Origin of the sequence: Paraburkholderia xenovorans LB400 (assembly GCF_000013645.1) — a bacterium.
Taxonomy (GTDB): Bacteria; Pseudomonadota; Gammaproteobacteria; order Burkholderiales; family Burkholderiaceae; genus Paraburkholderia; species Paraburkholderia xenovorans.
In genome coordinates this window covers 1,054,132-1,067,978 of the sequence record NC_007953.1, presented here as the reverse complement: position 1 = coordinate 1,067,978, position 13,847 = coordinate 1,054,132, and the positions used below count along the sequence as shown (strand labels likewise).

Genomic DNA, 13,847 nt, shown 5'->3' with positions numbered 1-13,847 from the left:
GTCGTTTGTGATATTCCGTGAATGTAGATTAGTACAACGCATGAATCAGAAAAGGATAATGGAGACAGCATGAAGAAAAGTTACCTCTGGGCCGGTCAGATCATCGTGCTCGCGGCGGCCCATGCACATGCGCAGAGTTCGGTGACGCTGTATGGCGTCATCGATACCGGCATCAATTACACGAATAGCGCCCAGACTGGTCGAAATCCGGATGGTTCGCTGAACAGCGGGTCGCAGATCAACATGACCGACGGGGCGACGCGTAGCTATGGCAGCCGGTGGGGCTTGCGGGGATCGGAGAATCTGGGCGGTGGGCTTTCGGCGATCTTCACGCTCGAAAATGGCTACAACATCGCGAACGGCGCGCTCGGTCAGGGCGGCGCGATGTTCGGCCGCCAGGCGTATGTTGGTCTCAACAGCGATATGCTGGGCGTGGTCACCATTGGCCGACAGTACGACACGCAGGCCGACTTCGTCTCGAACTACTCGGTGTTCAGTGTGGCGGCGCTTTCCGGCACGACGCCGGGCGACGTGGATGGGCTTGGCCACACTCGGCGCGTGAACAACGCGATCAAGTACGTGAGCCCGACGTATCGAGGGTTCACGTTCGGCGGAATGTATTCGCCCGGCGGCAAAGCGGGCGACTTCACCGGTAATCAGATCTGGGCGCTCGGTGCGAGCTACGAATTTCGCGGTTTCTCCGCGGGTGCCGGTTACATCAACGCGCGCGATCCGAATCTTTCGTCGTTCGGCGACAACCCGAACTCCGGCGGCGCGGGAACGAACAACATGGGGTCCGTCGGTTCGCTTACCTCGGCGCAATCGAATCCGATCTACGCTGGCTACGCGTCGGCCCGCACGTTCGAAATCTATTCGGCCGGCGCAAGCTACAAGTTCGGCAAGGCGGCTCTCGCGGCGTCGTTTAGCCACACGTCTTTCGGTAACCTCGGGGATCTGGATGCCGGACCCAATCCGTTCGACTACAGCGGCACGGCGATCTTCAATACGGCAACCGCGACCGTTTCCTGTTTCGCGACTCCCACTCTCCAGCTTGGGGGAGGCTATACGTACACGCACGGCGGCGGTGCGGGCGGCAACGGGTCGGCATCCTACCATCAAGGCATTTTCTCAGTGCAGTACTTCCTGTCGAAGCGGACCGAAGTCTATTTCTACGGCGTCTATCAACTGGCGAGCGGCACCGACTCACTGGGGCAACCGGCAGTCGCGAACATTGATCTGATGACGCCGTCGAGCACGAATCATCAATTCGTGGGACGTGTCGGTATCGTGCAGCGCTTCTAAAAAGGGACATTCGCTGCGGTCGACATGCATCGTATGCCCGCAGGGGAAACGGAATTTCCGTGGGCCGGTGTGTGCTGAAGGGTTTCGACGGTCTCAACGAACAGGACCGGAAACATAACGATCAGAAAAGGAGACGAACATGCAGGAAGCGGCAAGCCAGAGTGTCGATGAGTTCATCGACTCGCAGCCCGTGTCGGGTTATCAGCGGAGTATCATTTTCTTCTGCTTTCTCGTGGTCGCGCTGGACGGATTTGACTCTGCGTGCATCGGGTTCGTCGGCCCCGCAATCCGCGCGCATTGGCAACTGACGGTGGCAGCGCTTTCTCCGGTTTTCGGAGCGGGTCTGTTCGGCACCATGGCTGGAGGCATTCTGCTAGGTCCCGTGGCGGACAGATACGGACGCAAGACCGTGCTCGTTGCATCCGTCGCGCTGTTTGGCCTTGCAAGCGTCGTGTCGGCGTTCTCGCCCGACATTCATTTTCTCGCCTTCATGCGATTCGTAACCGGGATCGGCCTTGGCGGCGCAATGCCGAACTCGATCACGTTGACATCGGAGTATTGTCCGGGTGCAAAGCGTTCGGGCTATGTGACGCTGATGTTCTGCGGCTTCACGATCGGGGCGTCGGCTGGAGGGCTCCTCACGGCAGAGATCGTCGGCACGGTCGGCTGGCAAGGCATTCTCGTCGCTGGCGGCGTTTTACCGTTGCTGCTGGTGCCTTTTCTGATGGGGTTTCTGCCTGAATCGATCAGATACCTTTTGTTGATTGACCGGGCGAAGTCTTATGTGCGCGTGGCAAGCATCGCGTCGAGGGTCGCGGCGCCGGGCGTGACAGTCCCACGGCTGCGGGCGGACGAAAAAGTACGGCGGTCGCCGGTAAAAGCACTCTTTGAGAAAGGCGTGGTAACGGGGACGCTTCTGATCTGGACGATTTTTTTTAGTAGTCTTCTGATTATCTATCTGTTGACGAGCTGGATGCCCGTGTTGCTTTCCAGTGCGGGAATTCCGCTAGAGTCCGCCGCGTTGATCTCGATGATGCATCAGGTCGGAGCCGCGCTTGGCTGCATCTGGCTGGGCCGGCAAATGGACCGGTTCAATCCGCATCGTGTACTGGCGTGGTCCTATTTCGTCGCGATTCCGATAATCGTGCTTTGCGCATTTTCCGGAAGCCACAAGGCCCTGCTCGTGTTGTCGGTTTTTGCGCTCGGTTTTCTGATAAGCGGCGGGAATATCGGTGCCTATGCGCTGGTTTCAGGCTATTACCCGACGAGCAGTCGATCGACCGGTGTGTCGTGGGCCAATGCCGTTGGAAGAGTCGGCGCGGCGTTAGGGTCGATGGCCGGCGGACTGATGATGGCCGCCGGCCTGAGGCTGCAGGAAATCATTCTCGTACTTGCGATTCCCGCGGCCGTTGCAACGGGCTGCCTGTGCCTGCTGGGCATCATCCGTTCGCACCGGAAGGCCGGACCGGTTGGCGAGCCGGTTCACAGCCTGCACTGAAACAACCTTCCGGCGCCAGCGCTATGACAAACCCCTGGCTTCTCTATTTTTCCTTGACGAAGCCGTTGTTGATATCTAGTATTTTTATATTCCACGGCTGTGGAATATAGAAGAGGAAATGCCATTAGTCGACCCACACGCTCAGGTTCTGTCCTGGACCGCGCGACATCTCCTCGCGTCTACCGTCTCGACATGCCTTGCGCTCGTGGGTTCGCGACGGTCTGAAGCTACCGCCGTCTCTCGTGCCTGGTTCAGAGCGCCAGCGAGGTCAATCGCGATCAGCACGGCTTGAAACGCGGCACTACCAGGAGCCGTGAGCCCGGTCGCTGATCGCATACTTCACCAAAACAAAGACGAGAGATATTACGATGCATCGGAGAATGGAGAGCCATTCGGGAAGAGTAGTCGAGTGCTTCGCCGCGCGGCCGCGGACGATAGACGAGATGTTTCGCGCCGTCGTTGCACGAGCGGCCGATGCAGAAGCGCTTGTCGATGGAACAACCCGACTGAGCTACCGGGAACTTGATCGCCAGGTCGACCGTCTTGCCGACGCTCTGGCGGCAGCGGGCATCCAGGCCGGTGACCGCATTGCCGTGATGCTTTCGAACCGTCTGGAAGCTGTATTGTGCGTGCTAGCCATCGCACGAGCACAGGGCATACTGGTGCCGATAGGTGAACGTCTGCGCGCGCCTGAGGTTGCACATATCCTTCAAGATTCCCAGGCGATTGCTCTAGTCTATCAAGAGACTTGTGAGCCACAACTGCCGCCCGCTGAGGCTACGCCCTTATGTGCGGCGAGATTCTGCTGCGGAACAAGTCGCTGTGGAAATCCCGCATTCGAACAGCTGCTCGCGACGAGAGCGCAGGTTCAACAATTGCCGGTTCTCACGGGTACGGTTGAGGATGACATATTTGGAATACTTTATACCTCGGGAACGACAGGAAGACCCAAGGGCGCCACACTCACCCATCTGAACGTTATTCATTCGTGCCTGCACTGGGTCGATCGACTCGGCCTTGTGCAAGAAGGCGAGCGCAGCGTTTTGTGTATTCCGTGGTCACATGTTGCGGGGCTGTGCGGAGTGGTGTTCCCCCTTCTTTACCTGGGGGGAGCGCTCGTTCTCGTGAAAGAATTCAACAAGCGCACCTTTTTACGGCTTGCCTCGGAAGAGAGGATGTCGCATGCATTGCTGGTGCCTGCCATGTACGGACTTTGCCTGCTCGATCCGGATCTACGGAGTTTTGATCTTTCGGCCTGGCGCATTGGTGTCTACGGGAGCGCGCCCATGCCGGAGGCGACCATCCGGCGTTTTGCTGAAGCCGTCCCACACCTCGTCATGTGTAATGCCTACGGCGCGACAGAAACCGCGTCACCTGCAACGATCATGCCACCCGGCGATGGCCTCGATCAGTCCGATAGTATCGGAAAGGTAGTGGCGTGCGGTGAAATTCGCGTAATGGACGAAAACGGCTGCGAGATGCCACCGGGCGAACCTGGCGAACTATGGATACGGGGACCCATGATCGCCTCCGGCTATTGGCGCAATCCGGAGGCGACTGAAAGCGCATTCGTCGCCGGATTCTGGAAGTCCGGCGACATTGGCTCGGTCGACTCGCAAGGGTATGTGCGCATTGCAGACCGCAAGAAGGACATGATTAATCGTGGCGGGTTCAAGATCTATCCAGCCGAAGTCGAAAACGTGTTGTGTGAGCTGGGCGGTGTGCTCGAAGTGGCTGTCGTGGGGCGGCCGCACGTCATACTCGGCGAGACGGTAGTGGCTTTCGTTCGCTGCGTGGACGTCGATGTTACCGACGCGATCGTGCGGGAATTCTGCAGCGAGAAATTGGCGGATTACAAGATCCCGGATCATGTGGTGATCGTGGAAGAACCTCTTCCGCGTAACCCGAATGGAAAGATGCAGAAGGAGATGCTGCGCGAGATGGCTCGGGCTCTGCCGTAGCACCCATGAATCAGACGCGCATCTCCAGAAGCCTGTTGAAATGCCTTCTGCGCCGGCCATCCGGCCGGGAGGAGTGAAGATCGAGACAGAGAGTCGAACGCGATTGAAACCGAGCCGATGTGCGCAGCGGACGGCTATATCGAATCGGTGTTCACAGGTCCAGGCTGGACGACTTCGTTCCAGCTAATCACCGGTTTCGACCCATTCGGCTGCGGTCGAACGAGGCGCTCACTCGCATGGATGCGGTCTTTCGTATATGTACGAGAGCGCCGCCAGAAGTGGTCACCCGGGCATCGCACCGGAGAAGCTGATCCGCGCACTGCTGCTGCAAGTGCTGTATTTGATTCGCAGCGCAAGTAAGCTGATGGAGCAAATCTCCTGCAGCCCGCTGTTTCGCTGGTTTGTCGTAGCGCTACGTCGTACGCGTTAGCGCACAAAAGTGCCGTTGCCCGTCAATCTGTACCCGGCGACCTTCGTCGCGTATATCGTTGACGATTGCCTCGGTTCCGCAAACTGGACAGCTTCAGCTTCTTCGTTAAATTCTTTGAACTACTCTTTCAGTTCTTTTTTAGCTTGTCGATTTTTCGGACGCGATGGTTTCTTCTTTGCTGTCGGCTCCGTGGTCAGCCCGTGCATCAGCAAATCGACGACGAAGTCCCGGTATGCAAGTTCGACATCTGCATCTGGTTCGCCACCAAAAAATTCGGCGACAAGCGGACTCATGGTAACGAAGCTTTCGCAGAGGCCAATAATCGCGATATGCAGGAAACGGGGATCCACAAGACGAACCTCGCCCGCCTTGTTACCTTGTTCGATCATCGCCGTAGACCTTCGAATGGCATTGTCAGCCAACTGCGTCAGGGCGCCACGGCCAGCGTCCTTTTGCCAATGTATGATCTGGTTCAGAATGACCTGATGTAAATACCGGTTGTGGGACAGCAGCGACAGCAAATCGGCGATGCGCGCTTCAAGGTGTTTCTTGAACGACATCGGGCGGTTGGCTTTTTCATCAGCGGTTACCGCGAGTGAGGCGAGTACCCGGCTCCCCACTTCCGTTAAAAGACCGGACTTATCCTTGAAGTAATAGCGTACCAATCCGGGATCTACGTTGCTAAGCCGCGCTACTTCTCGCAGAGACACCTTCTCCGGCGAAGTCTGGCGTAGCAATTCGACAGCGGCATCCAGGATCACTGCGCGCATTGGCGAGTCGTTAGCCGCCTCTGGCGGGCGACCGACAGCGCGAACGCGGACCGGGACCGGGTTTGCCTTTGTGCGGGCAGTGGATTGCGTCAAAACGAGTTGCGCGCAAGTGCGTGGCGATTCCCACTTGCCGCGACATTTCCAGAAATTGATTGATGCCAATTGTAGCAGATCGTTAAGAGCATATTCCGCCTGTAGTCGCCAATCCTCAAGCGAACTTTGGAGGGGTGACTAGTGGCAGCGTGTCCCACGTGGCGTCATACGCAGGTTTTCGCAGCGGTGTTGAACGAGCGAACGCTGATACCCGGCAGGGAAGGCGAGTTTCGAAGACTGCCAATATGCTGCCGCTCAGTTTTTCAGGTGACAGCGCGACGCTGGATGCGCGCTCGAAAACCGCAGGATCGGGTCCGTGCGCCGCGAATGAGTTATGCAGGCTGCAGGCGCCCGGTGGGAAACCGGAACCGTGCGCTTCGTGAAGGCCGCTAAGAACACCCACGAACTCACACATCACGTTGCGATGGAACCATGGAGGACGAAATGTGTCCTCTGCCACAAGCCATCTTGGGGGAAAAATCGCTATCTCAAAGTTGGGGGTTCCCGTAAAAGCGGATGGCGAAGTCAACAAGGCTCCAATCGATGGATCGGCATGGTCATAGCTTACTGAGTTGATAGACATGAAGCGCATCATGTCGTACTTGTACGGGCATAGATTGCCGTGCCACGCGACGACGTCGAACGGAGAATGGTCGAGATCGCATTGCCACAATGAGCCAGCGAATTTCACTAGCAGTCGTGTTGTTTGCCGGACGTCTTCGAACCATGCGGTAGGCGCTTGAAAATCGCGCGCATTTGCAAGGCCATTCGATCCGATCGGGCCAAGTTCGGGTAGCCGGAGATGGGCACCGAAATTCTCGCAAACGTATCCGCGCGATGCCCCATCCGGCAGTTCAATCCGGAACTTGACGCCGCGTGGGATCAACAAAAGCTCCTGTGGCCCAATTTCCAGAACGCCGAATTCGGTAATTGCCCGGAGTGTGCCCGACTGGGGAAACACAAGCATTTCCGCATCATGATTCGAGAAAGCGAAGTCCATCGAACTGGCGGCTGCATAGACATGATACGCGGCGCCTTCACGCGATTCGGGGCTGCCGGCAATCGCCATCGTGTGCAGACCTTCGATGAAGTTCGTGGAACCTGTGGGTAGCGGCAGCGGCATCCAGCGAAACCGGCTCGGAACAAAGGACGCTGAGCCGGCTTCGAAATAACGTGCGTTGTCGACCGGTACGAAATCCGCATGAGCGGCACTCGGCCGGATCCTGTACAACCATGAGCGGCGGAATTCCGACCGACCCGCGGTGAATGAAGTACCGCTCAGCTGTTCGGTATAGAGTCCGTGCGCCGGTCTCTGCGGCGAGTTTCGGCCCACGGGGAGTGTACCCGGACTTGCCTCTGATTCATGCTCGTTAGCGAAGCCGTTCTGGTAGTGGAGTTCGTCCATCTCGCCCTCTTTCCGCTCAATTGATGGTTACGCCAGATGCTCGAATGATTTTTCCCCATTTTGAGCGGTCAAGCTTGATCCGGTCTGTCATCTCCGCCGGAGACGATGTCATAGGGTCGAGCGTCAATTCCAGAATCTTTTTTCTGATCTCGGGTCGAGACATGATTCCGACGAGTTCCTCGTTGAGTCGCTTCACGATCGCTTCCGGCGTTTTCGCGGGCGCCACGAGTCCAATCCAGTTGGTGATATCCATGTCTTTATGGCCCTCTTCGACCAGCGTCGGCACATTGGGCAGCGAAGGATCGCGATGTGATCCGGTGACGCCAAGCGCCGTCAGCCGGCCATTGCGGATCCAGGGTAACGCCGGCGTGATGTCCGTAATGGATAAGCTGATAGTCCCTCCCAGCAACGCCTGAATGACTGGGCTTCCACCGCGAAACGGAACGTAGACCATGTCGATTCCGGCATCCCTGCGGAGGTTTTCTCCGACCACCTGCGCGGCGACCACCCCTCCGCCATAGCTCAGCTTGCCGGGATTGCCCTTCGCATAGGCCAGAAAATCCTGGATGGACTTCTTTTGCAGTTGCGAGCCGACGGCAATCAGCATGGGTGAGGTGGCAAGCAGCGAGATGGCGGTGAAGTCGTTCTCGGCATCGTACGACAGCCTGGTATACAGAAAGGGGTTTGCAACCAGTGGCAGATCCATGGTAAGGAAGAGGGTATAGCCGTCAGGGGGCGACTGCGCCACTGCCTGCGCGGCAATGATCATATTTCCGCCAGGCTTGTTATCGATGACAATCGGCTGCTTCAGCCGGTCGCCAAGGGGGCCGGCCAGCACGCGTGCCAGCGCGTCTACACTTGCCCCAGGTGGTAGCGGCACGACGATGTGGATCGCATGGTCGGGATAGTTGCCAGCATACGCGTCTGGCAGTACGCCAAAACAGGCCAGTGCAAGAAGACAGATCCGAAGGCGCGCGACGATAGAATAGAAGTTCATGCATCAGCTCCTCAAGAAATCAATGCTGAGGCGATTGAACACTTCCGGGTCCTCCCATTGCGGCATATGCCCGACACCCTTCATCTCGACCAGGCGTGCATCTGGAATGAGCTTCGCGATCTCGTAGGCGCTTTTGACGAACACATCCGTGTCGTCGGAAGAAGCAATCACCAACGTCGGTTTGTCGATCGACCGGCATTCTTCCTGAGTGACGAGGTTTCTGATCCGTAGCTCCGGCTCTTGCAATGCAAGAATGCTTTGCATTCCCGATTTCATCGACGACTGCGAGTAGATCGCTTGCCGGGTTGCGATCATGTCAGGCAGTACGTTGTCGCGTTTGAAGATGACGCTGGCCAGGACCTGTTCGATATTTTCCCAGCTTGGGTCGTCGACTGCGCGGCTTCGCACAGTGCTGATGTTCTGCATCGTAGGGAGGTCAGCGGCGAGTCCGCCTTGTGACAGTAATACCAATCGATCCACGCGGTCCGGTAACTGTGCAGCGAGTTTGACAGAGAGCCACGAACCAAGCGAAGTGCCGATGAACGATGCCGAAGGCACACGCTGAATATCCATGAAGTTGAGCAGGTGCGAGAGATAATCCTTGATTTCGTAAGCACCCGGGGGTTTTTCTGTAAAGCCGTGCCCGAGTAAATCCAGCGCGAAACAGTGGAAATGTTTCGCGTGGGCGTCGAGATTCGACGAAAATATCTCCCAGTTTGCCCCGGTACCGTGCAGCATCATCAGAACCGGCGCTCCCGTCTCACCGGCTTCGACGAACCGTGTGCGCACACCGCCGACGTCCGCATATGACTGCCTGAAAGGCGTTGTCATCAAGGACGACCAGATGCTTCTGTAACGAACATTCATATAGACTCCGGAGCAGGTTTATTGCGGCTGTGGCTCGGCCAGTACGTCGTAGGCAAAAAGCCATTCGTCTCGCGACGCATTGGCCCCGGTCATTTCCTGAAATGCCGCGTCGCGCTTGCGCTGCTCCTGGCCGTCGGGGAGGTGATAGATATTTCCCTCACTGCGAGCGCCGAGCTGGATGTGCGCGGTACGCGTCCTTCTTAACCGTTCGTAGACTGCCAACGCCGTTGGTACTTCCTGTGGCGTAACGCCAGCGAGACATTTGCCGATCAGCGCAGCATCTTCGATTGCCTGGGCAGCGCCCTGGCCGAGGTAGGGAAGCATCGGGTGCGCGGCATCCCCCAGCAGCGTTACGTGACCGACCGTCCATTGCGGAAGCGGATCGCGGTCATAGAGTGGCCAGCACATCACCCGATCGGTGTTCGCCAGCAGTTCGTGAATGCGCTCGTCCCAGCCGTGGAATTTTTCGGCAAGCTCGGAAAGGCTGCCTTCGCGCGACCACGATTCCCGATCTGCGACTCCCGGAACCAGCGCGATGAAATTGATGTAATCGGGCCCGGCATATGTCTGGACAAAATGGCTATTAGGGCCGACCCAGATTTTCTGGGTTGGGGCGCGGGTCCACTCGGCTAATCGAGTCGCGGGGATGAGGCCGCGATAGGCGACGTCACCAGAAAAGCGTGGTCTGTCTTCACCATGCAATTGCTTCCTTACGACAGAGTGAATACCGTCCGCGCCGATGACAACATTGGCCTGCGCCACGTCGCCATTCGCAAAATGCACACCGAGAGCGTCGCCCATTGGCTCAATACGCACGCATTTCTGGTCAAGTTTAATGTGCTCCCGAGGAACCGCATCGGAAATCAACTGATGTAGCGCTGCCCGGTGAATGTGATAGTACGGCGCACCGAATTTGATCTCGATTGAATTTCCCAGCACCTGTTGAGCAAGTACCCGGCCATCCTCCCATCGGTAATAGAGAAGTTCAGTGGTCTGAATGGCTGATTGATGGAGGATCTCGCCGAGTCCCATCCGCCTGAGAATGCGCGATGCGTTCGGCGTGACGCGTAGTCCCGCGCCGACTTCTTTCAACTCGTTCGCTTGCTCGTACACGGTTACATTTACACCGCGTTGCAGCAGTGAGAGGGCAGCGCACATTCCTCCGATTCCACCACCGATAATAGCGACGTTCATGCGAGTCCTCTCGAGGAGACCGGACGAAGTGTTGACCAGATCCGGCACGCTGCCTCGCCAGAGAGCAAAGCGAGATCGTGATGCGGTAGAAAGTCCAGCGCCTGGTGCATCTCATTGACGAGACCGGGGATGCCGCCTTCAGGCGTGGACGGGTAGTCGGAGCCCCACATCAGGCGTTGTGCGCCGAATGCATCGATGAGCCGCTCGAACTGACCTTGGGCGCCGCCTTCGAATGCAGCAGCGACCCGCAGACTGATCGTCGAAAACTTCAGAATGCAATTGGGGAAACGGGCCAGATCAAGCAGGGGTCTTTCCTTTGATACGCTGTCACCCGACGCCGTGTGAATGAGGCCCAGATGTTCGACAACCACCTGCAACGAAGGCCATTGACTCAACGGGACTTCGAGTTCCTTGAGTTTAGGCGGAATGGTCAGGACGCAAAGCGGCGTCCGTAGCTCGGCACATGTCTCGTAGAACGGGGCCATGGCGGGATCGTCCAGGCGAGGTTCTGGTTGTACGATTACGATCCGTGTACCGGCAAATTTCCTGTCGACGATTAGCGAAGTGAGCCGATCGGAAACGTCCCGGGCGAGCGGGTCAACCATGCACACCCCCGCGAAGCGATCTGGAAACTCTCCGATCACGCTTTCAAGGTAACTGTTATCGTATCTGTAGGCGGAGTACGCCTGAATTAGCAGCGTTTTGGAGATTGACGACTCGTCCATGGCTGCCACGAGTTGCTGCGCCGATAAATCGCCACGAGCCCAAGCCATATCGAGACCGTAGTCGCGAGGAAAGGTCGTGCGGTCCGGTGACAAAACATGAGCGTGCGTGTCGATTAGTAGCATTTTCCCTCCTTATATTCCACGGCTGTGGAATATGGAAAATACTATGTATCGGCAAAGGCTCCGTCAAGGTCAGATGGGTGAACTAAGGGTTTATCATAGCGCTGGCAGCGGACCTCAAATGATCGGTCTGTTGTCTGGTGGGCGTATGGTGTTGCCCGAGTTCTGCCGTGAGCTTCTCCTGAACTTCCACCTTCCATCCGGTTATGTCTAAACTCAACGAAAGAAACGACAGAGGTTCAAGGTACCACACCAGGTGTACGCGGCGGAGTTCAAGGAAACAGCCGTGCAATGAGTCAAGGACGGGCAACGCGTGAGTGCTTTGGCCCTCCTGCGTATGTCTATGCAGACGCTGCGCAACTGGCTCAACGCGTCCGAAGCCGGCAAGACACCGCTGATCGGCGCAAACGACGCAAGGACGATACGATCCACGCCGGGCACGCCGCCCATATTGCCTTTGCGGTTGTCCGTACTGTTACGCCCAGGACGCGCGACGGCATGATCGAGGCTTTGCGCGTACTGGATGTCTGTCGCAGGACGGCGATTGCCGCTCGTCGTGTTGCCCTTCATTTGATACAGATACGGTCGTCAGCGCACCCGACGAGTTGCGCGAATGGCTGCGCACATGATGCATATTCAGTCGATCCGCACGCTGTCGGCCCGACGTCACCGATTACCGGAATCTGACCGCTGCGTACCGGATCACACTCGAGTCCTTGGCGCGTCGCTATCTCGAGTTGCATGACGAGATCGCAGACTGGACGTCATGATCGCCGGGTTGGTCAAGCGCTACATCGCTCATGAAGCCTTTTACCTCATACGGCGGCGAAATCGCGAGATCGGCAGCACGCAGATTGCCGCTCGACGCCTGGAAGGGAATCAACTGTGGCTCGATGAACGGCGCGAAAATGTCGCCACCCTCCGGGCGGCGGGTGTCATGCCATCGTTGAGCCGTCCGGGCATACGCAACCACAACCCTTGCTCCGGGTCATTGTTCAGGATGCTGAAGTACAGGCCTGCTTATGGACTGACGCATATCCATCACTTCTTGACGAATGCTCAAGAGCGAGGCGGATTAGCGATGAGAATTTGCCATGGAAAGCAGAAGTGCAATGGAAGCGCGCACTTGTGCCGCCAGCGCTATGACAAACCCTTAGTTTGCCCATCTGTCCTTGACGGAGCCTTTGCCGCTATCTAGTATTTTCGTTATTCCACGATCGTGGAATATAAGGAGGGGGAATGCTATCAATGCCGCACGCTCATGTTCCGTCCCCGGATCTAACGACCTTCTTCGTGAGCATGATCTCGACGTACCTTGGCATTCGGCGGTTTCCGCTACAAATTCGGTGAAATATCTCAGCCTGAACCCGGCTGCTTCACTGTAGAGGCGTTTTATGTAGTCAGCAGTCACGCCGGTGACTTCTCCTTGAACCGTGCGAAGAGTTTTTCGGCGCTTCCTGTAGTCACGGGCCAATACGCGTTGCGCTCGCTTATCTGGACATCGACAAGCCGGGGGGAAGTAGTCTGTTGGGTGCTGCGCGAGTTGCTAGTAGCAGTTTGCCTCAGCTTTGACCAGGAGGATATAACCGGTGCGTTCGGACAGTTGATGGTTGTTAAACCTCGATAGGCAGCGTCGGTTCATTTCGTCATTCCGGGCGAGGAAAGAGGCAAGCCCGAAGCTATGAAGCGATGCGCCAGGGGTGCATCCTTGAGGTTCGACTCGCCCCGAAGAATCATTCGCCTGGTCGGAATCGGACGATACCACTGCCGACACTATCTGACGGTCGAGTACCGGCTAATACCGCTAAATCATGATACCTGTTCCAGATCGGCGAAATCCCATAACCTCTTGTCGCGACGTGGAACGGAGGTACGTTTGGCTCCGCACAAATTCTTGTACGACGCTGCGGGTATACCGCAAGTACAGCTGAGCCTATAGCGAATACTATAAATACTTGGGATAGCGTCCAGCTCGCCCTCTATTGAGACTTTGGAGCATGCGATATGAAAGCCCGCCGATTCATCAACCCGTATAACAGGGATTACTATGGCGGCGCCTTAATGCTATTGGTGGGTCTCGGAGTTGTCACTCAGGGGCTCAGCTATGATGTTGGCAGCCTGAGCCACATGGGACCGGGCTTCTTTCCGGTATCGCTAGGGGTGATTCTGTCTCTGGTCGGGGTTGGAATTGCCTTTGGCGCGAGGCGTATTGATTCCGACGCAAAACTGGAAGAGGAACCGTTGCCACCCGAATGGCGCGGCTGGATCTGCATTGTGCTTAGCGTCATCGCATTCGTTATCCTCGGCAGATATGGGGGCCTGCTGCCCGCAAGCTTCGCCATTGTCTTCATCTCCGCGCTGGGTGATCGACAGAACACGCTGTTGTCCGCAATGGTGCTGGCGTTCAGCGTTTGCGTCATCTGTGTAGTAGTTTTCTGGTGGGCGCTGCAACTGCAGTTGCCCCTGTTTACCTGGGCTAGTTAAG

Annotated in this window: 11 protein-coding genes and 3 pseudogenes; 8 read left to right on the top strand and 6 right to left on the bottom strand. The window is 57.1% G+C overall.

The window, feature by feature from the left end; genetic code table 11:
• The first annotated feature begins 69 nt into the window (after positions 1–69).
• The 4 genes and pseudogenes from BXE_RS41550 to BXE_RS45100 form a co-directional block, all read left to right on the top strand.
• A complete protein-coding gene (locus BXE_RS41550; protein ID WP_011494147.1) occupies positions 70–1,302 on the top strand; it encodes a porin in 1,233 nt (410 codons plus the stop codon).
• 139 nt (positions 1,303–1,441) lie between these two features.
• A complete protein-coding gene (locus BXE_RS41545; protein WP_011494146.1) occupies positions 1,442–2,800 on the top strand; it encodes an MFS transporter in 1,359 nt (452 codons plus the stop codon).
• A 443-nt stretch (positions 2,801–3,243) separates the two neighbouring features.
• On the top strand, positions 3,244–4,761 hold the full coding sequence (locus tag BXE_RS41540) for a class I adenylate-forming enzyme family protein (RefSeq protein WP_199577097.1): 1,518 nt from the start codon (positions 3,244–3,246) through the stop codon (positions 4,759–4,761).
• Between the two features lie 117 nt (positions 4,762–4,878).
• Positions 4,879–5,167: pseudogene (locus tag BXE_RS45100) on the top strand (transposase); the annotation flags it as partial.
• A 143-nt stretch (positions 5,168–5,310) separates the two neighbouring features.
• Here the strand turns inward: BXE_RS45100 and BXE_RS41535 are convergent.
• The 6 genes from BXE_RS41535 to BXE_RS41510 form a co-directional block, all read right to left on the bottom strand.
• Positions 5,311–5,961, bottom strand: coding sequence for a TetR/AcrR family transcriptional regulator (locus BXE_RS41535; RefSeq protein ID WP_011494144.1), 651 nt, complete (start codon positions 5,959–5,961; stop codon positions 5,311–5,313).
• Between the two features lie 208 nt (positions 5,962–6,169).
• Complete coding sequence (gene hmgA / locus BXE_RS41530; protein WP_011494143.1) at positions 6,170–7,459, bottom strand: homogentisate 1,2-dioxygenase; 1,290 nt, start codon at positions 7,457–7,459, stop codon at positions 6,170–6,172.
• 16 nt (positions 7,460–7,475) lie between these two features.
• Positions 7,476–8,456, bottom strand: a complete 981-nt coding sequence (locus tag BXE_RS41525) for a Bug family tripartite tricarboxylate transporter substrate binding protein (RefSeq protein WP_011494142.1) — start codon at positions 8,454–8,456, stop codon at positions 7,476–7,478.
• A gap of 3 nt (positions 8,457–8,459) precedes the next feature.
• Entirely contained in the window at positions 8,460–9,323 is an 864-nt protein-coding gene (locus BXE_RS41520) for an alpha/beta fold hydrolase (RefSeq protein WP_011494141.1), read from the bottom strand.
• 18 nt (positions 9,324–9,341) lie between these two features.
• The gene (locus BXE_RS41515; RefSeq protein ID WP_011494140.1) at positions 9,342–10,517 is read right to left on the bottom strand and encodes an FAD-dependent oxidoreductase; all 1,176 of its coding nucleotides are present in this window, start codon (positions 10,515–10,517) and stop codon (positions 9,342–9,344) included.
• Positions 10,514–11,365, bottom strand: coding sequence for an amidohydrolase family protein (locus BXE_RS41510; RefSeq protein ID WP_011494139.1), 852 nt, complete (start codon positions 11,363–11,365; stop codon positions 10,514–10,516). Before BXE_RS41510 ends, BXE_RS41515 begins: the two co-directional genes overlap by 4 nt.
• Before the next feature lie 253 nt (positions 11,366–11,618).
• Here BXE_RS41510 and BXE_RS46260 point away from each other — a divergent pair.
• The 4 genes and pseudogenes from BXE_RS46260 to BXE_RS41500 form a co-directional block, all read left to right on the top strand.
• A pseudogene (locus BXE_RS46260) lies at positions 11,619–11,750 on the top strand (IS3 family transposase); the annotation flags it as partial.
• Positions 11,750–12,146 (top strand): annotated as a pseudogene (locus BXE_RS47690) (IS110 family transposase); the annotation flags it as partial. The pseudogenes BXE_RS46260 and BXE_RS47690, both read left to right, overlap by 1 nt.
• A complete protein-coding gene (locus BXE_RS46255; RefSeq protein ID WP_148223118.1) occupies positions 12,129–12,560 on the top strand; it encodes a hypothetical protein in 432 nt (143 codons plus the stop codon). The pseudogene BXE_RS47690 and the gene BXE_RS46255, both read left to right, overlap by 18 nt.
• Before the next feature lie 806 nt (positions 12,561–13,366).
• Positions 13,367–13,846, top strand: coding sequence for a tripartite tricarboxylate transporter TctB family protein (locus tag BXE_RS41500; protein WP_011494135.1), 480 nt, complete (start codon positions 13,367–13,369; stop codon positions 13,844–13,846).
• Position 13,847: the final 1 nt, after the last annotated feature.